The sequence below is a fragment of the Salinibacterium sp. UTAS2018 genome, from assembly GCF_004118935.1.
Taxonomy (GTDB): domain Bacteria; phylum Actinomycetota; class Actinomycetes; order Actinomycetales; family Microbacteriaceae; genus Rhodoglobus.
Window position 1 is genome coordinate 2,587,122 of sequence record NZ_CP035375.1, and the last position, 25,726, is coordinate 2,612,847.

Annotated in this window: 28 protein-coding genes and 1 tRNA gene; 19 read left to right on the plus strand and 10 right to left on the minus strand. The window is 63.0% G+C overall.

Annotated features, from left to right (window positions below; translation table 11 throughout):
• Positions 1-85: 85 nt before the first annotated feature.
• Both hxlA and hxlB read right to left on the minus strand, forming a co-directional pair.
• Complete coding sequence (gene hxlA, locus ESZ53_RS12315) at positions 86-709, minus strand: 3-hexulose-6-phosphate synthase (protein ID WP_129073096.1); 624 nt, start codon at positions 707-709, stop codon at positions 86-88.
• Positions 710-768: 59 nt separating this feature from the next.
• Positions 769-1,353 carry a 6-phospho-3-hexuloisomerase gene (gene hxlB / locus ESZ53_RS12320; protein ID WP_129073097.1) on the minus strand — a complete coding sequence of 195 codons (585 nt, stop codon included), beginning with the start codon at positions 1,351-1,353 and terminating at the stop codon, positions 769-771.
• Between the two features lie 92 nt (positions 1,354-1,445).
• Between hxlB and ESZ53_RS12325 the strand changes: the two genes are divergently transcribed.
• From ESZ53_RS12325 to ESZ53_RS12345, 5 genes are all read left to right on the plus strand, one after another.
• Positions 1,446-2,714, plus strand: a complete 1,269-nt coding sequence (locus ESZ53_RS12325; RefSeq protein WP_129073098.1) for a response regulator transcription factor family protein — start codon at positions 1,446-1,448, stop codon at positions 2,712-2,714.
• An 86-nt stretch (positions 2,715-2,800) separates the two neighbouring features.
• The gene (locus ESZ53_RS12330) at positions 2,801-3,292 is read left to right on the plus strand and encodes a MarR family winged helix-turn-helix transcriptional regulator (protein ID WP_129073099.1); all 492 of its coding nucleotides are present in this window, start codon (positions 2,801-2,803) and stop codon (positions 3,290-3,292) included.
• Positions 3,292-3,714, plus strand: a complete 423-nt coding sequence (locus ESZ53_RS12335; protein WP_129073100.1) for an organic hydroperoxide resistance protein — start codon at positions 3,292-3,294, stop codon at positions 3,712-3,714. Before ESZ53_RS12330 ends, ESZ53_RS12335 begins: the two co-directional genes overlap by 1 nt.
• A gap of 162 nt (positions 3,715-3,876) precedes the next feature.
• Positions 3,877-4,974: a TadA family conjugal transfer-associated ATPase gene (locus tag ESZ53_RS12340; protein WP_129073101.1), complete on the plus strand. Its 1,098-nt coding sequence runs from the start codon at positions 3,877-3,879 to the stop codon at positions 4,972-4,974.
• Positions 4,971-5,888 (plus strand): type II secretion system F family protein, encoded by a 918-nt coding sequence (locus tag ESZ53_RS12345; RefSeq protein WP_129073102.1) that lies wholly within the window; start codon positions 4,971-4,973, stop codon positions 5,886-5,888. Before ESZ53_RS12340 ends, ESZ53_RS12345 begins: the two co-directional genes overlap by 4 nt.
• Here ESZ53_RS12345 and ESZ53_RS12350 read toward each other — a convergent pair.
• Entirely contained in the window at positions 5,885-6,136 is a 252-nt protein-coding gene (locus ESZ53_RS12350; RefSeq protein ID WP_129073103.1) for a hypothetical protein, read from the minus strand. The genes ESZ53_RS12345 and ESZ53_RS12350 overlap by 4 nt on opposite strands.
• 201 nt (positions 6,137-6,337) lie before the next feature.
• On the opposite strand from ESZ53_RS12350, the gene ESZ53_RS12355 reads away from it, so the two are divergent.
• The 9 genes from ESZ53_RS12355 to ESZ53_RS12395 all read left to right on the plus strand — a co-directional run bounded on the left by ESZ53_RS12355 (position 6,338) and on the right by ESZ53_RS12395 (position 15,515).
• On the plus strand, positions 6,338-6,598 hold the full coding sequence (locus ESZ53_RS12355; RefSeq protein ID WP_129073104.1) for a DUF4244 domain-containing protein: 261 nt from the start codon (positions 6,338-6,340) through the stop codon (positions 6,596-6,598).
• A gap of 82 nt (positions 6,599-6,680) precedes the next feature.
• A complete protein-coding gene (locus ESZ53_RS12360; RefSeq protein WP_246837315.1) occupies positions 6,681-6,998 on the plus strand; it encodes a TadE family type IV pilus minor pilin in 318 nt (105 codons plus the stop codon).
• A 26-nt stretch (positions 6,999-7,024) separates the two neighbouring features.
• Positions 7,025-7,414 carry an Rv3654c family TadE-like protein gene (locus ESZ53_RS12365; RefSeq protein WP_129073105.1) on the plus strand — a complete coding sequence of 130 codons (390 nt, stop codon included), beginning with the start codon at positions 7,025-7,027 and terminating at the stop codon, positions 7,412-7,414.
• 82 nt (positions 7,415-7,496) lie between these two features.
• Positions 7,497-10,433: a type I DNA topoisomerase gene (gene topA, locus ESZ53_RS12370; RefSeq protein WP_129073106.1), complete on the plus strand. Its 2,937-nt coding sequence runs from the start codon at positions 7,497-7,499 to the stop codon at positions 10,431-10,433.
• A gap of 1 nt (position 10,434) precedes the next feature.
• Positions 10,435-11,064, plus strand: a complete 630-nt coding sequence (gene tmk, locus ESZ53_RS12375; protein WP_129073107.1) for a dTMP kinase — start codon at positions 10,435-10,437, stop codon at positions 11,062-11,064.
• Between the two features lie 9 nt (positions 11,065-11,073).
• Positions 11,074-12,240, plus strand: coding sequence for a DNA polymerase III subunit delta' (locus ESZ53_RS12380; RefSeq protein ID WP_129073108.1), 1,167 nt, complete (start codon positions 11,074-11,076; stop codon positions 12,238-12,240).
• Positions 12,237-13,778 carry an alpha/beta hydrolase gene (locus ESZ53_RS12385; RefSeq protein WP_129073109.1) on the plus strand — a complete coding sequence of 514 codons (1,542 nt, stop codon included), beginning with the start codon at positions 12,237-12,239 and terminating at the stop codon, positions 13,776-13,778. The genes ESZ53_RS12380 and ESZ53_RS12385 overlap by 4 nt, the downstream gene beginning before the upstream one ends.
• A 16-nt stretch (positions 13,779-13,794) precedes the next feature.
• Positions 13,795-15,363 (plus strand): alpha/beta hydrolase, encoded by a 1,569-nt coding sequence (locus tag ESZ53_RS12390; protein WP_129073110.1) that lies wholly within the window; start codon positions 13,795-13,797, stop codon positions 15,361-15,363.
• A gap of 79 nt (positions 15,364-15,442) precedes the next feature.
• A tRNA-Thr gene (locus ESZ53_RS12395) sits at positions 15,443-15,515 on the plus strand.
• 97 nt (positions 15,516-15,612) lie between these two features.
• On the opposite strand, the gene ESZ53_RS14375 is transcribed toward ESZ53_RS12395, so the two are convergent.
• Entirely contained in the window at positions 15,613-15,795 is a 183-nt protein-coding gene (locus tag ESZ53_RS14375; protein ID WP_129073111.1) for a hypothetical protein, read from the minus strand.
• Positions 15,796-16,141: 346 nt separating this feature from the next.
• Between ESZ53_RS14375 and ESZ53_RS12405 the strand changes: the two genes are divergently transcribed.
• From ESZ53_RS12405 to ESZ53_RS12425, 5 genes are read left to right on the plus strand one after another with little or no spacing between them, the layout of a single operon-like run.
• On the plus strand, positions 16,142-16,963 hold the full coding sequence (locus ESZ53_RS12405) for a hypothetical protein (protein ID WP_246837316.1): 822 nt from the start codon (positions 16,142-16,144) through the stop codon (positions 16,961-16,963).
• A gap of 45 nt (positions 16,964-17,008) precedes the next feature.
• The gene (locus ESZ53_RS12410) at positions 17,009-18,433 is read left to right on the plus strand and encodes a D-alanyl-D-alanine carboxypeptidase/D-alanyl-D-alanine-endopeptidase (RefSeq protein WP_210403797.1); all 1,425 of its coding nucleotides are present in this window, start codon (positions 17,009-17,011) and stop codon (positions 18,431-18,433) included.
• A 37-nt stretch (positions 18,434-18,470) separates the two neighbouring features.
• On the plus strand, positions 18,471-19,055 hold the full coding sequence (locus tag ESZ53_RS12415; protein WP_129073113.1) for an isochorismatase family protein: 585 nt from the start codon (positions 18,471-18,473) through the stop codon (positions 19,053-19,055).
• Positions 19,052-19,651, plus strand: coding sequence for a hypothetical protein (locus tag ESZ53_RS12420; protein ID WP_246837317.1), 600 nt, complete (start codon positions 19,052-19,054; stop codon positions 19,649-19,651). Before ESZ53_RS12415 ends, ESZ53_RS12420 begins: the two co-directional genes overlap by 4 nt.
• Position 19,652: 1 nt before the next feature.
• Positions 19,653-20,453, plus strand: coding sequence for an RNA methyltransferase (locus ESZ53_RS12425; RefSeq protein ID WP_129073114.1), 801 nt, complete (start codon positions 19,653-19,655; stop codon positions 20,451-20,453).
• 18 nt (positions 20,454-20,471) lie between these two features.
• On the opposite strand, the gene ESZ53_RS12430 is transcribed toward ESZ53_RS12425, so the two are convergent.
• From ESZ53_RS12430 to ESZ53_RS12455, 6 genes are all read right to left on the minus strand, one after another.
• Positions 20,472-21,080 carry a hypothetical protein gene (locus tag ESZ53_RS12430; protein ID WP_129073115.1) on the minus strand — a complete coding sequence of 203 codons (609 nt, stop codon included), beginning with the start codon at positions 21,078-21,080 and terminating at the stop codon, positions 20,472-20,474.
• A gap of 93 nt (positions 21,081-21,173) precedes the next feature.
• A complete protein-coding gene (locus ESZ53_RS12435; RefSeq protein WP_129073116.1) occupies positions 21,174-23,045 on the minus strand; it encodes an ABC transporter ATP-binding protein in 1,872 nt (623 codons plus the stop codon).
• 210 nt (positions 23,046-23,255) lie between these two features.
• Positions 23,256-23,621: a DUF202 domain-containing protein gene (locus tag ESZ53_RS12440; RefSeq protein WP_129073117.1), complete on the minus strand. Its 366-nt coding sequence runs from the start codon at positions 23,619-23,621 to the stop codon at positions 23,256-23,258.
• Entirely contained in the window at positions 23,618-23,998 is a 381-nt protein-coding gene (locus ESZ53_RS12445) for a YidH family protein (RefSeq protein ID WP_129073118.1), read from the minus strand. The genes ESZ53_RS12440 and ESZ53_RS12445 overlap by 4 nt, the downstream gene beginning before the upstream one ends.
• 10 nt (positions 23,999-24,008) lie before the next feature.
• Positions 24,009-25,031, minus strand: a complete 1,023-nt coding sequence (locus ESZ53_RS12450; protein ID WP_129073119.1) for a hypothetical protein — start codon at positions 25,029-25,031, stop codon at positions 24,009-24,011.
• Between the two features lie 195 nt (positions 25,032-25,226).
• Complete coding sequence (locus ESZ53_RS12455; RefSeq protein WP_168187247.1) at positions 25,227-25,718, minus strand: hypothetical protein; 492 nt, start codon at positions 25,716-25,718, stop codon at positions 25,227-25,229.
• Positions 25,719-25,726: the final 8 nt, after the last annotated feature.

The window sequence follows — 25,726 nt, forward strand, 5'->3', positions numbered from 1 at the left end:
GGTCGCTACTTCAGCCGATGCTGGTTCGCGCTTTAACGCAAAAAGGGGACGCCCGAAGGCGCCCCCTTGTAGTACGTTCTCGTGATTAGACGATGGCGGCTTTCAACTCTGCGGCTGCGGCTGCGGGGTCAGAAGCTCCGTAAATCGATCCGCCGGCCACCGCGACGGTCGCTCCTGCGCGCTGTACTGAGGCAATCGTGCTGGCGTTGATGCCGCCGGCAACCGAGAACGGCACCTTGGCGACTTCGCCGTCGTTGAGGAGGGTCTGGAAGGTGAATCCGGGTTCAGCCTGCTCGTCGAGACCGGCATGCATTTCGACGAATACGGCGCCGAGTGCTGTGACCTCTTGGGCGCGAGTCACCTTGTCGGCGACGCCGATCAGGTCGACGACGATGCCCTTGTTGTGAGCCTTCGCCGCTGTGACGGCACCGCTGATGGTGCTGTCTCCGGCCGCGCCAAGAACGGTGACGTAGTCGGCGCCGGCGGCAAATGCCATGTCCGCTTCGAGTTCACCAGCATCCATGGTCTTGAGGTCGGCGAAGACGAGCTTGTCGGGGTGAGCATCCTTGATGGCGCGAATCGCGCTCACACCTTCGTGCTTGATAAGCGGGGTACCCAGCTCGAGGATGTCGACGTGCGGGGCCACTTGGGCAGCCAGTGTGAGGGCAGCCTCGGTGGTGAGTACATCCATTGCAACTTGAAGCTTCATGTTTTTCTCTTTCTTGGGGGGAGGTTGATGAGAGGAAGTGGAGGTGGCGAGTCGAGCGATTACTCGAGGTTGGCGTGGCGGGGCCACAGCTCCTCGGCTGTGGCGCCGGAGTTCTTCCACATCACGTGGAACATCGAGTCGCCGAGCAGGAGCACGGCTTGCTCGAACAGGCCGCCGGAGTACTGAGCGGTCAGAGTGGCTGCATGATCTTGCTTCTGCGCGGCAGGAATCGTGATGCTGACAGTGGCGATGGTGGCCAGAGCGGATGTCGGGTCTGTAGTGACCGCGACGACCTGCGCTCCTTCGGTGACGGCAGTGGTTGCTGAACGGACGACGCCGGCGGTGGTGCCAGAGCCGCTCGCGGTGAACAATACGTCACCGGCGGCGATCGCGGGGGTCGTCACCTCGCCAACAACATGCACGGTAAGCCCGAGGTGCATGAGGCGCATCGCGAACATTCGAAGAGCAAGTCCGGAGCGGCCCGCGCCGAGCACGAACACACGATTGGCAGAGCTCATCAGCGCGATAGCAGAGTCGACCGCAGGCGCGCTGTCATCGACAATCGCCGTGCCCATTGCGGCATTTTCGGCAAGAACCAAGGGGAGGGCATCGGAGATGGTGGAGGGGGAACTGACGTTGGCCATTACTCCACCGTGCCACTCTTCGGGATGGTAACTAGCCCACCTTTTGGCCGGTTTATGCTACCCGAACGGGTAGGGCGTGCCTAGAATGAGGGATGACCTCCGCTGCCCCGGCGCACTCCGTTCCCCTTATTGACGCGGTTCATTCAGTGGTGTCGAGCCCGCTGCTGCAGATCGCCAGCAGCTTCTCGGTGGTACTAGCGCCGCTCGTGACTCACACCTCGCTCTTGATCTTCACGGAAGACTGCACGGGGCGCCCGCAAAAGAAAGCGGGAGACCCGACGATCACCGACCACGTGAGTATTGCGGAACTCGATAGCGTGCGAGCGGTGGTCGCCGAACTCGGGCATCCGGCGTGGGATCTCACTGTCACTGTGGCGCGTCAGGAGCGGCCAGCAGCGGTGTGGATTGCTCCCACCGGTGCCCTGCTCGTGCTGACGGACCCCGTTCTTGTCGACAGTTCGGTGGGGCGGGATGAAGCACTCGCTACGATCGGTTCGCTGTGGCGACTCGTTGCGGTGAGCATCCAGCAGCAGGTTGCGGTCGCAAGCCCCGACTATTTGCGGGACTCACGCATGGCGTCGCAGGACCGTGCTCAAGTGATTGCCGATCTCACCGATGCTCACTCCACGACGTTGGAGCAGCTGCTGACGACGTTGCGCTCGCGTGATGCCGCGGATGCCACTGCCCGCCAAGAAGCGACCGAACTTGCCGTCGGTGCATTGGTGCGTTTGCGTGCGGTGTCGGAGCGCGATCGACGGCTGGCTGAGGAGCCGGTGGCGAAAGCGTTCGAACGTCTGAAAGCCGATTTGCGCCCCCTCGTTCGCTTCGGAGAGTGTGACGTTCAGTTTGTTGATCCTCCCGAAAACGGGCGTGCCTTGCCCGGTGAGGTTGCCCATGCGGGCCGAGCGATCGTCCGCGGCGCCGTTCAGTCCTTGGTCAATCAACCGGGAGTCGCCCGACTGCGGGTTCAGTGGGATTGCGACGGCGAGAATTTGCTCATCGGAATTCGAGATGACGGGCCCGGCACGGTTTCTCTTGACGATCCGGCGGTGCGGCAGCTCAGTGAGCGCGCGATTGCCCTCAACGGGCGGCTCACTGTCAGCGGTACAGCCGGCTGGGGGTCGGAGCTGGCTGTCGTGCTCCCGCTCAGCGCGGAAGGGCTCGACCGTTCTCCCCAGGCGCAGTGGCAGGTGACGGAACGCGAGAATGACGTTCTTGAGTTGCTCGCATCCGGCGCTCGCAACAAAACGATCGCCCATTCGCTCTCGATCAGCGAAAACACGGTGAAGTTTCACGTGGCAAATCTGCTGCGCAAAGCCGGGGTCTCGAATCGAGCGGAGCTGGTTTCGGCCTATCGCTGAGGGGTGCGGGGGAGTCAGACTGGGAATGCGCTGCGCAGCACCGGGATTACTTTGTGCACAAATTAGTTGTGTGCAAGGCTTATGGAATGGATGACGAACAGAGCGGGAACGAGGCGGAGTCGTCTGCCCTCGACAGCATGCTCTGCTTCGGGCTCTACGCGGCCGCGCGGGCGATGAATCGTCGCTACACCGCGCTGCTCGCGCCCTGGGGGCTCACCTACCCCCAATACTTGGTGCTCATTGTGCTCTGGGAACAGCGGTCGGTCACCATCAGCGAACTTGCCGAAAAACTGATGCTCGATCTTGGGACAACCTCGCCGCTTGTTAAGCGACTCGAAGAACGCGGCTTTCTCTCGCGTGAGCGATCTGTGGCGGATGAGCGCCGCGTCGTCGTGACCGCTACGGCACAGGGCCTCGCCATGCGGGAGCAATTGGCGCACATCCCCGAATGCATTGCGGATGCCACGAACATCACCTTCCCCGAATTTACCGCCACCCTGTCGACGCTCCACGCCGTCACCTCCCACCTCTCCACCGCATCCGCTGGTGGAGTTCATGTCATCGAAAGGCAGAACTAATGGACGCTCTTTACACCGCAGAAGCACTCTCGACCGGCGCCGGCCGCAACGGTCACGTCAAGACAACATCCGGCAACGTCGACCTCGATCTCGCCATGCCCACGGCGATGGGCGGATCGGGCAACGGATCGAACCCCGAAGAACTCTTCGCCGCCGGTTATGCCGCGTGCTTCCACTCGGCACTGCAACTGGTCGCCCGCAACCAGAAGGTTGCCATCGAGCACTCTTCCGTCGGTAGCGCAGTTCACCTTCTTTCCACCGAAGACGGCGGCTTCAAGCTCGCGGTCGCCCTCGAAGTGATCATTCCGAACGTCGCAGCCGACCAGGCCCAGGCGCTCGCGGATGCCGCCCACCAGGTGTGCCCGTACTCCAACGCAACGCGCGGCAACATTGAGGTCACCATCACGGTCGCTCAGGACTAATCTGCGCTGATCTTGGCGTGACGTGCCCCTGCCCGCTGAGCGGTTACGGGGTCTCGAGTCTGACCTGAAGCACTCCTCCTCCCCAATGGCGAGGGGGAGTGTTTTGTTTCGGGCGAGCGGTGTTCACCGATTCTGGTCGCGTGAGATCTCTACCGTGGCGGAGTGACTGATTCTTCGCGCCTCTCTGACCCTGTTCCCTTCGTCGCCCGCCGGCGGCTCACCGCCGAACCTGATGCCCCTCAGGGGCTACGGCTGGGCAATCGCGGTGGCGTGGGTGTCGGGGCTGCGGCCGTGCGGTCGGCGATAGCCTCCGGATCAGTCTCTGCTTCGGCCGGCGCTCTGCACGATTTCGGCCCGCTTGCACCGTACGTGGGGCGCCCCAACACCACCGATGTGTTCGTCAATGGTGCCCAGAACGTGTGGATCGACCGCGGTGGTGGCCTCGAACCCATCGGCGATGTCGGCATGACTGAGGGTGACCTCCGGGCGCTTGCCGTGCGTCTCATCAGCCTCGGCGGCAGGCACATCGACGAAGCAACTCCGTGCGTGGATGTTCGGCTCACCGGCGGAGTGCGCGTCCATGCCGTCCTTCCGCCGATCTCTGCCAGTGGAACACTGCTCTCGATTCGAGTGCCCAGTCGAGAACCGTTGGGGCTCGCTGAGCTGGACTTCGCGGGATTCTTCAATGACGTGCCTCGCGAGCGCATCCAGGCGCTCATTGAGCAGCGTGAGAATGTCTTGATTTCCGGCGCTTCCGGTGCCGGAAAGACCACCTTTCTTGGCGCCTTTCTGGCAGCCGCGTCAGAAAGCGAACGGATCGTGGCCATCGAAGACGTTGCGGAGCTGCGGGTCGAACACCCCCACTTCGTCTCCCTCGAAGCCCGGCAAGCCAACCTCGAAGGTGCCGGGGGATACGGCCTCTCCGCGCTCGTACGCGAAGCCCTTCGGATGCGCCCCGACCGGCTCGTCGTCGGCGAATGTCGTGGCGCCGAAATTCGCGAACTCCTGAGCGCCCTCAACACCGGTCACGACGGTGGAGCCGGAACACTGCACGCCAATTCACTCCGCGACGTGCCCAGCCGCCTCGAAGCGCTCGGTGCCCTCGCCGGCCTCGACGCGACCGCTATCGCCCGTCAAGCCGTTAGCGCGATCGGAGCCGTGCTCCACATCGATCGCGTCGACGGGCGCCGCAGGCTTACCCGCCTCGGCCGCCTCGAACTCGACGCCAACGACCGGCTCACCGTCGCCGAAATCGAATGAAAGCCGTGCCGAGTCAACTGCCCGATGTTGCCAGCACAACCCAGCGACTGGCCGTACTGCTGCACGCAGGGTTGACTCCTACTTCGGCCTGGCAGCACGTTGCGCGCGGCCGCGCCGAGAGCACCGTTGCCGCGGCGGTAGCGGTGGAGAGCGGCGAACCGGGAGGGGCACCAGAACGTATCTTTCGGGCATCCGCGGGGTTGGCAGTATTGGATCGGCAAGCGTGGAACTCTCTCGCCGCAGCGTGGTTCGTGGCGGGCCAAGTGGGAGCGCCGCTGGCAGGAGCGCTGCGTACCCATGCGAGGGCGTTGCGGATGCTCGTGCACAGCCAGCGCGAAGTCGCCACCGCCTTAGCGGCTCCGGTGTCGACCGCGCGTATGGTTCTGGCGTTGCCCGCTGTGGGCCTCATCTTCGGGGCGCTGCTGGGGTTCGACACCCTCGGGGTGCTGTTCACGACGCCTATCGGGTGGGGCTGTCTCGTGATCGGTGGCGGGCTGATTCTGACCGCGGTGCGGTGGAACCGGCGGCTTGTGCGTTCCGCCACCCCGAAGCGGGCAGCGCCAGGGTTGGAGTGCGAGCTCATGGCTGTCGCGGTCTCGGGCGGGGGTTCGCTGGTTCCGGCACGCGCCATCGTGACGGAGGCGCTCGAGCGGTTCGCGTTGCCCGGTGATGGCGATCACCTCGACGAGGTGCTGCAGCTTTCCCACGAGGCAGGCGTGCCCGCGGCTGAACTGTTGCGGGCCGAAGCTGATGAGCTCAGGCTGACTGCCGATGCGGATGCTCGCACCGCCGCCGCCGCACTCTCGGTGCAACTCATGCTCCCGCTCGGGCTGTGCGTGCTGCCCGCGTTCATGGTGCTCGGAGTGTTGCCGCTCATGGTCGCGGTGATCTCCTCCACCGTGGACGGGTTCTAGCGTCGCTCCAACACCTCGGCTTCGACGGCGTCGAGCGCACTGCGTCGTTGGCGCTGCTGCAGCACTAAGCCGCGTATTCCGACGACGATCAAGCTGATGCTCAGCGCCGCTGAAACCGACATGGTGGCGAACTGCCACCATGTGGCGGCGTCGATGAGCAGAGAGACCGTTAGTCCGGCCGCCGCTAGACCGAACAACAAACTCGCCCATGCGATCGCTGGTGATTCTTTCTCAGTATTGGCCGACATGCCCACGAGTATACGTCGGCAAGAGCGTTCGGCAGCGAGTGCGTTGAGCTCCGGACTTCATGGCCGCCGTCATCTCATCCACTGTCCGTGAGTTCTCGCGAAGTTGCACACATCAGTCGCCGCTGCGCCAACCAGGTGCCGTTCTCGGCAGGCTTGAATCACTCGGCCGCAGACTGCGCACAGCGCATGAAGGAGTACCTCATGAACGACCCACACCTCATCAGCTTTCCCGCCCTCGAACCGGGGCGCGCACAGCGCTCCCGACTCAGCGGAGTAACCGCGCTCTCGCGGCGGCTGCAGGGTCGTCTCCGCTCTGAGCGCGGTGCCGCCACCGCCGAATATGCCATCACGACGCTTGCCGCGGTTGGCTTTGCTGGCTTGCTCGTGGTCGTATTGCGCTCGGGCGAAGTGCGCGGCATGCTCACCGACATTGTGCGCAGTGCTCTTTCTATCCCCGCTTAAGCGCAGGCGCCGCCGCACACGTCAGCGAGTGACGGAGCGCAGGCGGGCGTCGTCACTCGCGGTGAACAGGGAGCGGGGCAGCGTGACCGCGGAATTCGCGTTGGCAATGCCCGCCGTGGCTTTGGTGCTGGTCTGCTGTCTCAGCGGAGTGCAACTTGCCGGGCTGCAAGTGCGCCTGCAGGATGCGGCAGCCGCGTCGGCACGCAGCCTGGCCCGAGACGAAAGCCCCGGCACCGTCGCAGCCACCGCATCCGCTCTCGTCGCGTCAGCACGGCTCAGCTCTCACCAGCGCGACAACCTTGTGTGCGCCACCGTCACGTCCCCCGCGCGCAACGCACTGCTGGGGCTCTTGCCGATCACGTTGAGCGCCAGCAGCTGTGCGCTCGCGGGAGGTAAATAGTGTGCCCGGCCAGTGAGAGTGGAGGTATGGCCAAGGGGCAGCTGCGGTGGAGAAGTGGTCTAGCCGCGCGAACAGGCGGCGAACGCGGCGCAGGAACACTGCTCATGGTCGGCCTTGTCGCAACCGTGATTGTGATCACCGCACTCGTTGTTCCCCTCTATTGGGCGCTCAGTGTTCGACACGCGCTCGCCGCGGCAACGGATGCCGCGGCGCTCGCCGCGGCCGACACCGCGAGTGGACTTGTTGCGGGCTACCCCTGCGACAACGCAGAGCTACTCGCAGGCGTAAATGACGCCCATATAAAGGAGTGCGTCGTAGATGGGCGTATCGTGACAGTTACCGCAAGTCGCCGCATCCTCGGCATACTGGTCACAACGAGCGCCACAGCAGGCCCACCCCCAACCGGGGCGAATTAGGCAAGTGAGCGGTCGGTGTGTGTATTGTGTCGCTGACAGTGGCGCTGCCACCGGTCAAGTGCGTCATCATCCAAGGAGTCCCGTGTCTGGCACCAAAAAACTTGTCATTGTCGAGTCGCCCACCAAGGCCAAGACGATAGCCAAGTACCTCGGTGACGACTACGACGTGCTCTCCTCGGTCGGCCACATTCGCGACCTCGTCGAACCCCGAAACCTGCCGCCCGAGCTCAAGAAAGGCTCGCTCGGCAAGTTCTCGGTCGACGTCGACAACGGCTTCGAGCCGTACTACGTCGTCTCCGACGCTAAGAAGAAAACCGTCAGCGAACTGAAGAAAGCGCTCAGCGGAGCGAACGAACTCTTCCTCGCAACTGATGAGGACCGCGAGGGTGAAGCCATCGCGTGGCACCTCCTTCAAGTGCTGAAGCCCAAAGTTCCAGTGAAGCGCATGGTGTTCCACGAGATCACCGAGGACGCCATCGAAGCGGCCATCAACAACACCCGCGATGTCGACACCGCCCTCGTCGATGCTCAAGAAACCCGCCGCATCCTCGACCGTCTCTACGGTTACGAAATCTCTCCCGTGCTCTGGCGCAAGGTTGGCCCCGGGCTCTCCGCCGGCCGCGTGCAGTCCGCCGCTACTCGCCTTGTCGTTGAGCGCGAACGCGAACGACTCGCTTTCATCACCGCCAACTACTGGGACCTCATCGCCCAACTCTCGCCCGACAGCGAAACCAACGGCTTCGAATCCAAGCTCGTGCGCCTCGACGGCAAGCGCGTTGCCGCCGGCCGCGACTTCGATGACCGCGGAAACCTCAAGGGCGAAGCCGTAGCCCTCGACGAGAAGGCCGCTCAAACGCTCGCCGATGCCCTGCGGATGCCGAGCACCACCATTACCGTAAAAACGGTCGAGACCAAGCCCTACACGCGTCGCCCCGCAGCACCCTTCACCACTTCAACGCTGCAGCAGGAGGCCGGCCGCAAGCTGCGCTACTCCGCTCGCCAGACCATGAGCGTTGCCCAGTCGCTGTACGAAAACGGTTACATCACCTATATGCGAACCGACTCCTCGTCGCTTTCGCAGCAGGCCATCAGCGCCGCTCGCACCCAGGCTGTCGCCCTCTACGGTGCCGACGCTGTGCCCGACAAGCCCCGCGTCTACGCCAGCAAGAGCAAGAACGCTCAAGAGGCCCACGAAGCTATTCGACCCTCGGGAGACACCTTCCGCACGCCGAGCGAACTTCAATCGACACTGCGCGGAAACGACTTCAAGCTCTACGAACTGATCTGGAAGCGCACCGTCGCCTCGCAGATGGCCGACGCCAAGGGATCAACGGCATCCATCACGATCGCTGCCGGTGAAGCTCCCGTTGCCGAATTCTCGGCCAGCGGAACCATCATCACTTTCCGCGGCTTCATGCAGGCCTACGAAGAAGGCCAAGACGAAGAGCGCAACGCCAGCGCCGAGCCCAAAGAAGCGAAACTGCCTCCGCTCAAGGAAGGCCAAACGCTCACGCTTCTCGACGTCGAAGCCAAGGGTCACGAGACAAGCCCGCCCCCGCGTTACACCGAAGCCAGCCTCGTCAAGAAGCTTGAAGAGCTCGGTATTGGTCGCCCGTCGACCTACGCGTCGATCATCTCCACGATCATCGACCGCGGCTACATCACGCCGCGCGGCCAGGCACTCGTGCCTAACTGGATTGCGTTCTCCGTAATCCGTTTGCTCGAAGAGTACTTCGGCGACCTCGTGCAGTACGACTTCACCGCTGGCATGGAAGACGACCTCGACCGCATTGCGGGAGGAACCCAGAACCGCGTGGAGTGGCTGCAGTCGTTCTACTTCGGCGACGACAAGTACCGCGGCCTGCGCACCGTCATCGACAACCTCGGCGAGATCGATGCCAAGGAAATCAACTCGATGAAGTTGTCGGATGACGTAACCCTGCGCATCGGCAAGTACGGTCCGTACCTCGAGACCCCCAGTGACGACCCGGAGAAGCCGCGCCGCGTCAACATTCCCGAAGCTCTTGCGCCCGACGAGCTCACCCTCGCCAAGGCAATCGAACTCATCGAAGCACCCGTTATCGGCGACCGCGTCATCGGTGTCAACCCGGAAAACGGCAAAGAGATCGTTGCGAAGGACGGCCGCTTCGGCCCCTACGTGACTGAGCTTGAGCCAGAACCCGAGCCCGTTCCGGAGCCCGTCGAAGAGATCGACCCCAAGACCGGCGAAGTGAAGAAGGCTAAGAAGCCAAAGAAGGTCGCCGCGGTGAAGCCGCGTACGGCATCCATCTTCAAGACGATGGACCTCGACACCGTCGACCTCGACACCGCGCTCAAGCTGCTCAGCCTTCCGCGGGTGGTCGGCCTCGACCCCGAGTCGGGCGCCGAAATCACGGCTCAGAACGGCCGCTACGGCCCGTACCTCAAGAAGGGCGTCGAAACTCGATCCCTCACGAGTGAAGACCTCATCTTCGACATCGATGTAGCCGGAGCAGTCGAGCTCTACGCCCAGCCCAAGTACGGCAACCGCGCAGCATCCAGTGCTCTCAAAGAGTTCGACGCTGACCCGGTGAGCGAAAAGCCGATCAAGATCAAGGACGGCCGCTTCGGGGCTTACGTGACCGACGGCACTACTAACGCCACCATCCCGCGCGGCGAGACTGTGGAAGACGTGGACTTCGAGCGCGCCGTTCAACTGCTCGCCGACAAGCGTGCCAAGGGACCGGTCAAGCGCAAGACGGCAGCGAAGAAACCCGCCGCGAAGAAGCCAGCGGCCAAGAAGCCAGCCGCTAAGAAGCCGGCAGCCAAGAAACCTGCGGCAAAGAAGCCTGCTGCTAAGACCACGGCAACGAAGACCACGGCAGCGAAAACGACAGCGGCGAAGGCGACGGCTACCAAGGCCGCAGCGACAAAGACTGCCGCCACAAAGCCCGCAGCGAAAAAGCCTGCAGCGAAGAAGCCGGCCGCAGCAAAGCCAGCCGCAAAGCCTGCGGCGTCGGCTGCTCCCGAAACGGAGTAGCGTGCCCGGTCTTTTCATCACCCTCGAGGGCGGCGACGGCGTGGGTAAGACCACGCAAGCGCAGCTTCTCGTCGATTGGCTCACGCAGGCCGGTCACACCGTGGTTGTTACTCGCGAGCCCGGCGGCACCGACCTCGGCCTCGAACTTCGCGAGATTGTGCTCCACCGCCGTGGGGCAATGGACCCGCGCGCTGAGGCACTCATCTACGCCGCCGATCGCGCCCACCACATCGCTACCGTTGTGCGCCCCGCGCTCGAACGCGGCGAGATCGTCGTGCAGGATCGCTATATCGACTCCTCGGAGGCTTATCAGGGGGCGGGGCGAGTGCTCGGCTCCGACGAAGTACGGGAGCTCTCCCTGTGGGCCACCCAGGGGCTTCTGCCCGACGTCACGGTGTTGCTCGACCTCGACCCGGCCGACTCTCGAAAGCGCCTCGATAGCGCGCGCACTCGCTACGATCGCCTCGAAGCGGAGAAGCAAGAATTTCACACTCGAGTGCGCGACGCGTTCCTCGAACGAGCGGCGAAAGAACCCGAACGTATCCTGGTGATGGATGCCGCCCTCGAGATCTCTGAGATCGCGACGGCCATCCGGGAGCGCATCCAGAATCACCTCCCGCAACCCGCCTAGACTGAGCGCATGTCGTTGTGGGAAGGCCTGACGGGCCAAGCTGAAGCGATCGCCGTTCTTGAGGCTGCGGCCTCATCGTCGGCGTTGGGCAGTTCAGGTCAATCGTCTATGACGCACTCGTGGTTGATCACGGGGCCGCCCGGTTCGGGCCGCTCTAACATCGCCTACGCTTTCGCCGCTGCTCTGCTGGGCACGCGGGGCGATGAAACCGAAGAGTCGGTCTACAAGCAAGTTCTGGCCCGCACGCATCCCGACCTGGGGGTGCTCAGCACCGAACGCGTCATCATCTCGATCGATGAGGTGCGCAAGCTCGTTGCGTCATCGCAGTTTTCGCCGTCAGTCGGCCACTACCGCGTGATGATTATTGAGGATGCCGACCGCATGGTCGAGCGCACCTCGAACGTTCTCCTGAAGGCGCTCGAAGAACCGCCGCCGCGAACCGTCTGGATTCTGTGCGCGCCGAGCGAAGCAGACCTCATCCCCACGATCCGCTCGCGCGTACGCAGCGTTCGCCTGCGCACGCCCGCCATCGAAGATGTGGCCCAGCTGCTGCAGGATCGCGATGGCGTTGCACCCGACATTGCGTTGCGGGCCGCGCGAGAAGCACAAAGCCACATCGGCATGGCGCACCGTCTTGCCACCAATGCGGAGGCCCGCGAACGACGCGAACGGGCGCTCACGACCGTGCTCAACATCCGCACCGTTTCCGACGCCGTGATCGCGGCAACGTCGCTTCTCGATCTCGCGAAGGCGGATGCCGCCGCTATCACTGAAGAGAAAGATGCGAGCGAACGTGAAAGCGCTCTGCGCTCGCTCGGTGTCGCTCCCGGCGGAACAGTTCCTCCCGCTCTGCGCGTTCAGCTCAAGAACCTCGAAGAAGACCAGAAGCGGCGCGCAACACGAAGCTTGCGCGACGGCATCGACCGCATCATGGTCGACCTGTTGTCGCTGTATCGCGACATTCTTTTGACCCAGATCGGCGCCCCAGGAGAACTCATTAACCTCAGCATCGTCAACAACCTCACTGCGGTAGCGAACCGCACCACAGCTCCCGCGACGTTGGCCATCATGGACGGCATCGCTGAGGCTCGTCGCCGTATCGAGAGCAACGTCGCCCCGGCGCTCGCGCTCGAGGCGATGCTCGTGAAGGTGGCAGTGTCGGGGCGTGGAGCATGAGCCGTCGCCGCACTCGCGCTAGCGCCGTAACAGCCGTTGCGGTGGCAACCTCGTTGCTGCTGAGCGGCTGCGTGTCATGGTTTATGCCTCCGGAATCCTCGACGACGTCGACGCCCACCGAAGAGGGTGTGGGTTCGGGGCTCGAAAAGTTTTACGAACAGGTTCTTGAGTGGAACAGTTGTGGCGACGAGTTGCAGTGCGCGACCGCGATCGCTCCCGTCGACTGGGATGCGCCCGAGGGCGACACAATCGATTTGGCGCTCGTGCGTCAGACGGCGCGCGGCAACGACCGCATCGGTTCTTTGCTCGTGAACCCCGGCGGCCCCGGCGGTTCCGGTTTCGATTTCATCGCTGACAGTGTGGATTACGCGACGAGTGAGGCGCTGCAGTCGCGCTTCGATGTGGTCGGTTTCGATCCTCGCGGGGTTAACCGCTCGACGCCCGTGTCCTGTTACTCCGATCCGGCTGAGCTCGATGACTACATTTATGGAATCACGCCGGGGGAGAAGGGCAGCGACGAGTGGATTGCCGCCGCTACCGACGCTTCGGCTCAGTTCGCTCAGCGCTGCAGCGAAGAGACAGGCCCGCTTCTCGGTTTCGTCGATACTCTGAGCGCTGCCCGCGACCTCGACATGTTGCGCGCTGCGCTTGGCGACGACACGCTCAACTATTTGGGCTACTCGTACGGAACGCTTCTCGGTCAGGTCTATGCCGAGTTGTTCCCCGACAAGACCGGGCGACTCGTTCTCGACGGAGCGGTTGATCCCGCGGCATCCGAATTCGAGGCGACCAAGGCGCAAGCTCAAGGCTTCGAGGGGGCGTTGGATGCCTTTCTCGTCGATTGCGCTGGAGCCAGCGATTGCCCGTTCACGGGGTCTGTTGATCAGGCTCGCGCGACGGTCCGCACGCTGCTTGACCGGCTCGATCAGAGCCCGCTCTCGAATGCCGATGGCCGCAAGCTCGGCAGCAGCACGATGTTTACGGCGATCATCCTGCCGCTGTATAGCCCGGACAACTGGGCCTACCTGCGTCAGCTTTTCGCGACCGTCATGAAGGGTGATGCCTCGATCGCCTTCGATCTGGCAGACAACTACAACGGTCGCAGCGCGGATGGCACGTATGCCGAGAACCAGACGGAAGCGTTCATCGCCATCAATTGTCTGGATGCCCGCGAGCCCGCTGACAACGAACGCATGCGTGAGCAGGCTGCCGCTCTGGCAGCCGCGGCTCCCATTTTCGGGCCGCAGATGTCATACGGCGACCCCGGTTGTGCCAACTGGCCGGTCGAGGCCAAGCGGGACCGCGCTGCGATCACAGCGCCGGGTGCCGCCGACATGCTCGTGATTGGCACAACGAACGATCCAGCGACGCCATACTCCTGGGCGGTCACGGTCGCGGACAACCTCGAAACTGGGCACTTGATCACGTATAACGGCGAGGGTCACACGGCCTACAACAAGTCGAACGAGTGCGTGAATGGTGCCGTGGAAGACTTTCTCCTCAGGGGAGAGGTTCCGGCCACCGACCCGAACTGCTAGCGGCTAGGCTCGGGCAGTGAACTTCAACGCTGCTGCCCCCGCCTCCCGCGCTCGCAGGCTTGCCCTCGTGGTGCCGGCTCTCGCTCTCACTCTGCTGCTCAGCGGTTGCACCAACATTCTCGCCAACTTTCTTGGCGAGCAATCGGAGCCCACCGGCGAAACAGTGTCAGAGGAGCTCGCCCCCTACTACTCGCAAGTCCTCTCCTGGGTGGATTGCGACAACGGCGCTCAGTGCGCCACGGCGACGGCGCCGATGGATTGGGCCAACCCCTCTCCGGAGACCGACATCGAGATCGTCATGGCTCGTCACGAGGCGACCGGCGAGAGCATGGGCTCGCTTTTCGTCAATCCGGGTGGGCCAGGCGCATCGGGCTTCGACCTCATCCACGACGACGTTGACTTTGCCGTCAGCGCGAACCTGCGCGAGAACTATGACGTCATCGGTTGGGATCCCCGCGGCGTTGGTCGTTCGACGCCCGTGACCTGTCTTGACGATGAAGGCCTCGACGACTTCATCTTTGGCATCTCCGATTCCGCGATCGGCAGCGATGCTTGGCTTGCAGAGAGCGAACAGTCAGCTATCGACTTTGGCCAGGCGTGCCTCGACAACACCGGCCCGATCCTGCAGTTCATCGATACCCAGAGCACGGTGCGCGACCTCGACATGCTGCGCGCCATTGTGGGCGACGAGAAGCTGCAGTATCTCGGTTACTCCTACGGCAGCGATATCGGTTCGTACTACATCGAAAACTTTCCCCAGAACGTCGGCCGCATTGTGCTCGACGGCGCTACAGACTCCTCGATCTCAGTATTCGATGTTGGTCTTGTGCAGACAGCGGGGTTCCAGCGCGCTCTGGAGAACTACTTAGCGGCGTGCCCTGAGATGTTCGATGACTGCCCGTTCACTGGCGGTGTGGATGCAGCTCTCACGACCATCCGAAAACTTTATGATCGCTACGACGCGAACCCGGTGGCGGCCCCCGACGGACGAATGATGGATGCCGGTGTGCTCGATATTGCAATGAGCACCGCTCTTTACTCCCAAGATTCGTGGCAGTTCCTCAACGACCTGTACTCCGAGGCAGCGCGTGGGGAGACAGACACCGCATTCTTCCTCGCGGATTTCTACTACAGTCGCGATCTTGACGGCTCGTACACCGACAACTCGCTTGAGGCATTCATCGCGATTTACTGCGTCGATTATCCGGTAGAGACCGATCCTGCGGTGCTCGTGCAACAACAGGAGCTCATGCGTCAAGCCTCGCCTACGACGTACCGAGACTTTCCCCCGACCGGCGACCTCACCTGTCTCAACTGGCCGTACCAATACATTGGGCCGGAAATCACCGAGCTGACGGGGGAGGGCGCCCCGCCCGTGCTCATCATCTCCACCACCGGTGACCCTGCAACGCCCTACGAGTGGGGCGTAGCGCTCAGCGAGCAGCTGCAGAGCGCTCAGCTGATCACCTACAACGGTGAGGGGCACACTGCGTACAACGGCGGTGTGGGCTGTGTAGATGGGGCTGTTGACGCCTATTTCATCAACGGAGTAGTGCCGAAGGCCGACCCGAATTGTGGCGCGTAGGGTCAAGTTTGCTGGGTCGGTCATAGAAGCCTGAAACTTCGGCTAAGCTTTCTTGCTGTGCCTCATGAAAATGTGGCCGGCCGCCTTAGCTCAGTCGGTAGAGCATCTCACTCGTAATGAGAAGGTCATCAGTTCGATTCTGATAGGCGGCTCCGTTCTCCGCACGCGTTTCGCCAACGCATTCTTCCCAGCCTCGATTTAATCGCGGCGGGTTCGACGCCCCAGCTAGACAGGGTTCATCGCGCCTGCTTATTCTTCGGGTCCGAGGGGGCGCTTGTTCAGAAGAACTATCGTGAGAAAGCCCAGACCGAAGACGCCGAGTGCGATGCCGAAAACGAGCACTATGCCCGCGCCGATGACGTGAGCGACGGTCGCGGCGGTGACTGACAGCACGAAGAGGGTGCTGTACTGGTCGCTCGTCAATTGCGGCACCGCATCCCCCAAAGTTCTGGTATTTCCTCAAGTATCAAGGACATGAGGATGTATAGCAAACGTCAGTCGCGGCGGCTGCGATTGACGACGTGGCCGGCGTTTGAAGGCGCCCTTTCAATCGACATTTCGGGCCACGGCGGTGTCCCCTAAACAGAGGATAGACCCGTCACCCAGACCCCCCTTTAGCGGGTATTCCCGCACGTTCTGGGGGTTTTTCCCTTGTTTAACTGTGATTTCGCCCCTAGTTTTGGCAACAGGAAGCAGAGGGGTCTGCTTCCTGTTTATTCGTCTGGGGGGCGATTTTTTTATGGGGAGAGTTCCGTTCTTAACGGCGTTAGTCACTGTCGTGATTGTCGGAGTTGTACCGTTCGTCGGGGGAGGCGGACCGGGACTCACCGAAAGCGCGACCGCTAACGCGACCGCTCGTTCACCGTTGTTCGCATCGACGGCCACCGGCCCGATCGAAGAAGAGCCCCAAATCGTGGCCGTAGCCAGTGTCGAGCGCATCACCGAGGAATCCCTCGCTGCCGAACTGAAGGCCGAAGCAAAGTCGCTCACCTCTGACTCCGAGCACTTGGCTCAGAAGGCCGTGCCCAAGCCGAAGCCGATCGTTGTCGAATCGGTTACCGGCGGTTCAGCATCCGTCGCTCAAATCCGCACCGCGTATGCGGCTGCCGGGCAAGCGTGCCCGAGCAACGTCGGCGGTGGCGTATCCGGTGCGCCTAGCCGCAGTTCATCGCAGGGCGTTGCCGGAACTACCTCGGGTGACCTCTCATCGTTCGCCTACGCGTACAACTCAATTCGCGTCGCCAACTGCTTGCAGCCGATTCCGCTCTCAAACTTTCGCTACGACTCCTGCATGGAGGAGCGTTTGTTCTGGATGGCCGAATCACCCAGCTCGAACCCGCTCGACGGCTGGGGCCACAACGGCACCACTCGCTCTGACGGAGTCGCTGCTCGCGGTTGCGACGGAAACCTCGCCGGAGGTTCGGGAAATAGCGGAGCCACCGTCGCTTCCAAGTGGTGGGAATCCAGTGCACATCGTGCATCGCTCTACCAGCCCGGTTCCAGCACCGGCGGCGTATGCATCGCCTTTGCCATGACCCACGGCGGAATCGATGAGCCCTACAGTTTCACCCGCGCAGCAGCACGATGGACGTACTGCTAAGCCGCGCGCAGGCACCGAGTCCGTGCATCCGGGTACTATAACCGGGTGACTGATTCAGCCAGCAGCGAGCCGAAAGCGCCAGGAGGAATACGCGCGTTTATTGCCGAGCACCCCACCGCATCCACGGTGACGGTGGCCGCCGTACTATTCGCCCTACTCGCAGGAGTAGCAGTATTCGCCGGAATTTCGGTTGGCTCTGTTGACTCGGCAGTTGATGTCACCCCAGACGAAGTCACTGTCGAACAGCGGAGCCAACCGGATGTTACCCCCGACGCTGTCGGGATTCGCACCTGTTCGGTCGATGCTTTTGCCAGCGTCGACACCTTCCCTTCCTTGGTAGGAGTAGTGACGGATGCCGCCTCCGGTGAGGTGCTGTGGGATCGTTCGGCAGAAGAGGCTGCGAGCCCCGCTCACATCGTGACCGCGTTCACTGCTGCTGCCGCACTCCAGACTTTGGGTGCGGATTCTCGCATCAGCACCACGGTGATCGATGGCTCGCAACCAGGCGTGATCGTGTTGGTCGGCGGCGGAGATCCCACCCTCGCGACGACAAACGCTTCGTACTATCGTGATGCCCCGCAAATTTCTGATCTCGCCTCGCAGGCGATGACTCGTTACGAAGAACTGCACCCCGGCGTACCGATCACCGAGATCGTGCTCGATGCCTCTCTCTGGAACGTCTCCGATGCTTGGGACTCGAATTGGCCTGAGCGTGAGCGCACCGGCGGTTACCACTCGTCCGTGACGGCTTTGATGGTAGACGGCGATCGTGCCGACGCCACCGTTGCGGTCAGCCCGCGTGGCACCGATCCGGTGAAGACCGCCGGGGAAGCCTTCGCTCAAGCTGCCGGGCTTCCCGCTGTCACGTTCTCCACGGGAGCTGCCGTCGGTACCACTGTTCTTGCCGAAGTGAAATCTCAGCCAGTGGACGTGCTGGTGGAACAGATGCTGATTAGCGGCGACGATTCGCTTGCAGAGGCATTGGCTCGTCTTGTTTCTAAGAAACTGGGCTTGAGCGGTGCCGCAAGCACACTCGACCAGGCGATTCAAAGTTCGTTGACGGATGCCGGACTCGAGGATGCCGCCACGATCACGATTACTGATGGCTCAGGGCTCAGCCCGAAGAACCAGGTGCCGCCTCTGTTCGTCGCCCAGTTCATGGCTAAGGGTTCGGAAGATAGCGGAGCGCTCGGAGCTGCGTTTTCGATGCTCCCGATCGGCGGCAAGAGCGGGGACCTTTATAACCGCTTTGAAGGCGATGCTGCTGCGGTGGAGGGGCAGGTCGTCGCAAAGTCAGGCTGGACCAACCAAGAGCACTCTCTTGGCGGGGTGCTCACGGCCAAAGACGGCACGGAACTCGCCTTTGCGTTCTACGCCATCGGAGAGGGCATCTCCAACGATGCCCGCACAGCGATCGATAACCTTGTCGCTGGCGTCTACGCCTGCGGCAATGGTCTCTCTGACTACTAGCGCTGTTCTCTTGGCGCTCGCGACTTAGACTGGCAGCGTGGTTGCTGCGCTATTCGTTATTGACGTCCAGAATGATTTCACCGAAGGCGGCGCTTTAGGCGTCGACGGCGGTGCCGCTGTTGCGGCCGGAATCACCGATTATCTGCGGGCGAATCCTGACCGCTACGACGTAGTCATTGCCTCCCGCGACTGGCATGACGCCGACAACAGCAACGGTGGCCACTTTGCGACGGATGCCGAACCCAACTTCGTCGACACGTGGCCGGTCCACTGCGTAGCGGGCACGCCCGGCGCTGACTACCACGCTGCCCTCGATACCTCTTTAGTGAACGTGCACGTTCGCAAAGGGCAGGGCGTTCCGGCGTATTCGATCTTTGAGGGCACGACCGACGACGGCGAAACCGTCCCGGCGCTGCTGACCCGCCTTGGCATCGACACCGTCGATGTAGCCGGGATAGCCACCGATTACTGCGTTCTTGCCTCTGCTCTGGATGCGGCGGGCAGCGGCCGCGACGTGTCGGTGTTGACCGGCCTCGTCGCCGGCGTTGCCCCCGACTCGAGCGCAGCGGCTCTCGCGACGATGGCAGAGACGGGCATCGCACTGGTCTCGAGCGACGCGTGATCAGCTCGTCCGCGCCGGAGCCCAGCGCCGGTGTCGATGGCAGCGATGACAGCGCCGACGGCGACGAGCTTCACCTCCCCGGTTTTGTCGCCGAGTCTGATGTTCTTCCGCCCAGCAAGGGGCTGGGTTTGCGGCTTCTTGCCCTCCTCGTGGGTATTGGGCTAGTAATCGGGCTGGCGTTTGTGGGCGGTGCCGTGCTCTTCACATCGTTGTGGCCGACGAACGATCTGCTGTGCGACGCCTCGGAGGGTACCTGCAGTGATGTCTCCGCCGAGCAAATTGCAGAATTTTCCAGCATCGCTCTGCCCGAGGGCGTCGAGGTAGAGAGTGTTCAGTTCGCCACCGTAGAGGATGTCGCGGGTCTGTTGCACGCCACGGTGGTTTTGCCCGATGGCGCTGCTGATCCCTTGCGCTCCGGTGACTACCGGGTGGCTCCCACGCTGTCGTGGGCTGCGGAAGCCGATGCGCTGGGGCTCGACAACCTCCTGCTCTACGAGGGAATTGAATCGGTTACCGGCCCCGGTTTCGAGGCGGCAAGCGGGCAGCGTGCCGATGGCCGTACTGTGATTCTTATTCGCGTGAGTCGGGCCCTGTAGCGTGCCCGTCATCCCCGTCACCGAGCTCAGCGACCCGCGTCTGGCTGACTACTCCCATCAGACGGACGTCGCGCTGCGCAAAGCTCAAGGCACCGAGCACGGGCTCTACCTCGCCGAGTCGACACTCGTGCTGCAGCGCGCTCTGCGCTCCGGTCACCACGTGCGTTCGGTGCTCGCGCTCGGTACTTCGGTGGACGAGATCGTTGAGCTCGTGGGCGATGACGTTCCCATCTTCACTGGGGACGGGTCGCTGCTCGCCGAGCTGACCGGCTACGTGCTGCATCGTGGTGTTATCGCGTCGATGCACCGCCCGCCGCTTCCTGCTCCGAGCGAGTTGCTGGCGGATGCTCGCCGCATCGTCATTCTCGAAAACGTCGTTGATCCCACCAACGTCGGCGCGATCTTCCGTTCGGTCGCCGGGATCGGGGCGGATGCCGTACTCGTCACCGAGCAGTGCTCCGACCCGTTCTACCGCCGCGCGATCCGCGTCTCGATGGGAACCGTGCTGCAGGTGCCGTGGACACGCATCGGCAACTGGACAGACACTCGGGCGCTGCTCACGGCATCCGGCTTTCAGATTGCGGCGCTCGCCCTCGAGGACGGTGCGGTGTCGCTGCGCGATTATGCGGCGGATGCTCCCGAGAAGGTCGCGCTCGTGCTCGGCACCGAGGGCCACGGTCTTACCCGCGACGCGATCGATGCTGCCGACACGATCGTGCAGATCCCGATGCGGCACGGCATCGACTCGCTCAACGTTGCGGCGACCGCCGCGGTCGCGATGTTCGCGCTCGCGGTCGAGTAAAACTGTCAGCGGCGGCGATCAGTCGCCAAAGCTCGCTGGCAGACTGTCGCGTTCTGGTCGGACGGTGATGACGTCAAGTCGCGGATCGGCGTGGAATTGGGCGAAGCGATCCGGGTCGCAGGCGACTATCAACGAATCGGGATAGAGACGTGAGCCCCACGCGAAGGTGGCAGCGTCGTCCCACACGAACTCAGGAACTCGCATTCCGGGCGCCAGTTCCGAGCGACGAAGCGGAGCGAGCGAGTACTCGTGCTCGTGGACGTACACCGGCGAAGCCGAGGCCGGGTTCTCCCAGTAGCCGTCCCAGCGCAGCGAGTGTAGCTGGGTGTCGCCAATAGCGTCGCGGAGCGCATCAGCTGTCGCCTCATCTAGCTCGCCGCCGCACGATGCGAGGGTGTGGACTTCGGGAAACTCTTGGCCGGCTTGTTCCAGCAGTTCCCACCACGAAAGGGACGCAGGCGTGAGGTCGAAATCCACAAACTTCGACCACCGCACAGGCAGCAGTTCACGATCAAGGACAGGCAAGAAAACTCGAACAAGGCGAAGCCCATGGTGCGAAGGCGGGACAAAATCGAGCGCGAACAATCCATCTCCGCGTTCGGGGAGGGGTGCTGCTGCGATCGCCATGGAATCGAGCGTACTCACGAATGCGCCAGCGTCACAGCAGCGCCAGCGCTCTAGCGAGCGGGCGCACTGCCGAAGCAGCGCACCCGCGAGCCGCTAAACGAGCAGCTGGTGCTTGGCGAGGTCCTTGTAGAGCGGGGTCGACTTCACGAGCTCGGAGTGGGTTCCGACGCCCACAACCTTGCCCTTGTCGAGCACGACGATCTGGTCGGAGTCGACGACGGTGGAGAGACGGTGCGCGATCACGATGAGCGTGCGGTTCTCGGCGACAGCGTCGATGGCTTCGCGGAGCATTTGCTCGTTGAGGCCGTCCAAGCTGGAGGTCGATTCGTCGAGCAGCAGGATCGGGGGAGCCGCGAGCAGCGTGCGGGCGATAGCGAGACGCTGGCGCTCTCCACCGGAGAGCATCACGCCGTCTTCGCCGACCGCGGCATCCAAACCGGCAGGATTGCGTTCGAGTACGCCCGTGAGGTTCACGGCTGCGATGACCTCGGTGCATTCCTCGTCGGTGGCGTTGGGGGCCCCGATGAGAAGGTTCTGGCGGATGGTGCCGGCGAGTACGGGAGCGTCTTGTTCGACGTACCCGATTTGCGCGCGCAGCTCTTCACGATTGAGGGCACGGAGGTCGTCGCCGCCGAGGCGTACAACACCACCGGTCGGGTCGTAGAAGCGCTCGACGAGGGCCAGAATGGTGCTCTTGCCGGCGCCGGAGGGGCCAACAATGGCGGTACGTTCGCCGCGCTTCACGGTGAAGCTGACTCCGCGCAGAACGGTGAGGTCGATTTCTTTGGCATCGGATTCGGTGCCGGCGTGCTTGAGCGCGGCCAGTTCCGTTTCGGCTTTCACGAGCACCGAATCGCGGGGGTACGAGAACTCGACGTTCTCGAAAGTGATCGCGGCATCCGATTCGATGCTGGGAACGGCAACGACGTTGACGTCGGATTCGAGCTCGCTCGGCAACTTGATGATCTCTTGGATGCGGCCGAGCGCACCGAGCGCCTGGTTGACCGCGGTGACGGCGCCGAAGGCTTGGCCGAGCGGCATGATCATGAGGAACAGGAACAGGATGAACGCGACGAGGTCGGCGATCTCGATGGCGCCACTAGCGACGCGGTAGCCACCGACGCCGAGCACGACGAGGAACGATACCTGCAGGGCGATTCCGGCAATCGGAACAACGAGGGCCGAGATCTTGGCGACGCTGATGCCCATCTTCCAGGCGCCGAGCGCGTCTTCGTTCACGGCTTCGATTTCACGCTCGGTGGCGTTGGATGCTCGCAGCGTGCGCACGGCGGAGATCGCCCGTTCCACGGCAGCAGCGAGGTCACCAACCTTGCGCTGAGCGCGTTGGCTGGCGACGCGGATGCGCTTCGAGAGGGTCGTGACGGTGACAACCGCGATCGCGATCACGAGCACCGTGAGGCCGAGCAGCACGGGGTCGATGATGAGCATCGCGATGAGCGCACCGATGAAGGTGATGGAGCCACCGATTGCTTCAACGAGCCCCTGCGTCAGTACGGCGCGCAGCAGGGTCGTGTCACTGCCGACACGCGAGACGAGGTCACCGGTGCGGCGACGGTCGAATTCCGAGATAGGCAGGTTGAGCATCCGGCTCACTAGGCGACGGCGGCTCGAGAGCACGACACCTTCGCCGGTGCGCTGCAGAAGGTAGTGCTGGTAACCGCTGATGAGACCCGAGATGACGACGAGGCCGATGAGCAGCCACACGAGGGTGCCGAGCGATTCGCCGGCCTCAACGATCGTTATGACCTGGCTGACGAGCAGCGGCTGCGCGAGCGAAGCGCCCGCGCCAAGCACACTGAGGATGATTACGAAGATCATGACCTTGCGGTGCTCGAAGAGATAGGGGAGCAGCTCGCTGAACTTCGCGCGGGGGCCGTCGTCGGGGTTGTCGCGTGATCCAGAACGTCCGCGACGCGGTGCAGCGGTGTGTGAAGTCGAGCTCATGAAGTTTCTCGTTGTCCCAAAACTGGAGGGCGAAGGTGCCGCGAGTGTTCAGCGGCATCGGCATCAGCAATCAGCCTCTAAAACACTATGCCTTTCCGCTGGATGCTGCGTACAACATCCGGTGTATCTGTGTGCGGATGCCGCTACTCCGCTGGATGGTGCGGACGGGCGACGCCGGGGGCTCGCGATGCGCGGTGAGCGCCTAGCCGACTACGACCACAGGGTCGCGACGATGCCGAGCGCGGCGAAGACAGCGCCGACAACGGCGAGCACGAAGACGGCCAGCGCCCAGAGGAAGAGCGGCGCCGCACTCGTGAGGCGAATGCGGTCGGTGGATGCCTGGACGAGCTTCGTATGCACGGTGCGGTATCTACGATGCCCTACCCAAAACAGCACGGCGGTCATGATGAGTCCGAGCGCTGCCACGGCGTAGCTGCCGATGCTGACGGTGTTGAGCAGGAGGCGCGCGGAGACGAGGGCGGCGATGGCAAACGACAGCACGGTGCGTTGCCAGGCGAGGGCGGTGCGTTCCGCTTGCAGGCCGGCATCGAATGGACGGTCGAAGGCGCGCGTCACTGGAGGAGGATACCGATCGCGAGCAGCAGCCCGGCCACGACAACGCCGCCGCCAATGGGGCCTGCAAGGTTAGGGGAGGGCAACGGGCGCCCGAGCCGCAGCGACTGCTCGGCCTTCATCCAGCCGAACCAGGCCTGAATCGGCGCGAGAACGCCCAACAAAATCAGCAACACGGATGCCCCGATCCGGAATCCCGGAGCGATCGGCAACACGAATGCCTCGAGCGCCACACCCGCAGCGATCAGCGCGAGGGCGGTGCGGATCCACGCCAAAAACGTGCGCTCGTTGGCCAAGCTGAAACGGGCATCCGGCTCAGTGCCGACGCCGTAGACACGACGCGGAAAGCGGCGAGGAGGTGGCTGTACTGGTTCGGTCACGAGCGATCCTTCATGCCCCGATTCTAGCGTTGGCGGCCGACTCCGATTGTTTCGGCGTCGATCGTGCAGTTCTTAAAGATGCCAATAACGCTCCAACGGCGACAAGCACGACGATATGCACCGCCGGCGTGGAGCTGCCCTCCGCCAGCCAGCCAAGCCATCCCGGCTCGATTCCTATCGACAGACCGGCCTTCGGTCCTCTCAGCGGAGCGAGAATGAAGGAGACCGCCAGCAACACGATGGTCGCAGCACTGAACCCCACCACTAAGGCCACCCGAAATTTCCGGAGCCTGTTTCGCACTGCCACGGTCAGCGCGAACACCATGAGAGCGCTCAGTAGCGCTATCGCGATCATCGGCAGGTATCCCACAGTTGACGAGGCGATGGTTGTCACCATGTTGTTGAGATCGAGGACAACGCCCAATCGGCGTGCTGCGACTTGAGCGCTCAGCATGCCGATGACGGAGATGAACAGCACTCCCAGCAGCATCCCCAGCAGTCCCCACATTGCACTTCTCAGCAGAGTGTTCACACGTTGTGGTCGTGACGCTGTGGCGACGTCAGGTGCGCGTTGGGGGCTTCGTAACCGCATCCAGAGCAGCCCGACAGCGAGGAGCAATACCAGGTGAACAGCGGAGCTACTCCCGCCGCGATTGAGCCAGCCTTGCCATCCGGGTGCTACTCCAATCATTGGAGTCTCTGGTGTCATACCCGTGGCGCCCAGAGCGAAAGACGCAATGACGAGGAGCAGCGTCGCAGTGCTGAAACTGCCGATGAACGCCAACTGCGAAGCCCGCGAACGGTGGCGCATCGCGACGGTGAGGGCAAAGGTAGCGGCCAGACCCAGTAGCGCTAGGGCGCCCATCATCAGGTACGGCACGCGTGGGGTGATGATCGACTGCACGGAGTTATTGAGGGCATACTGCGCGCCAGCCGCCAGCCCCGACGCTTGGATCGTGAGGATGCCGGCGACGAATACGAACACCGCGCCGCTTGCCGCTCCGCAAATTGCCCACATCACGCTTTTGGTCAAGTGACCCCCTCAGATACACGCCCGCTTTGGCGCAGCAGCCCGCTGCGCCCACTTTGCCCAACCGACGAATACTAAAGCTTTCATCAATTTTGGGTGATCGCAAGTATGCAGGCCAGTTCTGAGGTTGCGTCCAATCGCGATAGCGAGAACGCGGGGTGCGCGTCGAAGCCACCGCTGAGGAAACTCGTCGTGTAACTACTCCGTCGGCCGCACAAACTTCTCGTCGAAGTCGTAATCGTCCCAGTTGCCGTTGACGAGGATGCTGCCGTATTCGCCAGCGGGCAACGAATCGACTGCGGCGAGCGGCACCCCCATCCGAATTTCAAGGATCACGATGCCGGTATCGGGGCCACCGCCGAGAACTTCAAGCCCATCACCCGCCCGAAAGACACCGGTGAGGGCTTTGCCCGTGAGCACTACGGTGCCTGGTCCGTCCTCATACAGTGTGAACTTGTCGACCATTTGGAACGCGACTTCGCTGCCGGGTGCCGTACTTTCGATCGGCTCGCTCGTGGGATCCGCCGAAGCTGACGCGCTCGCCTCATCCGGGATGAACGTCGGCGTCGGAGTGGAATCTGCGTCGGTGGGGCTTCCGGGCGTGCATCCGGAAACCGCGATCGCGAGGCTGAGAACCACCAGTGCGGCGAGGGATCGAGCAGACTGCGTCATTCGTGGTGAGTTTCGCATACCGCCAG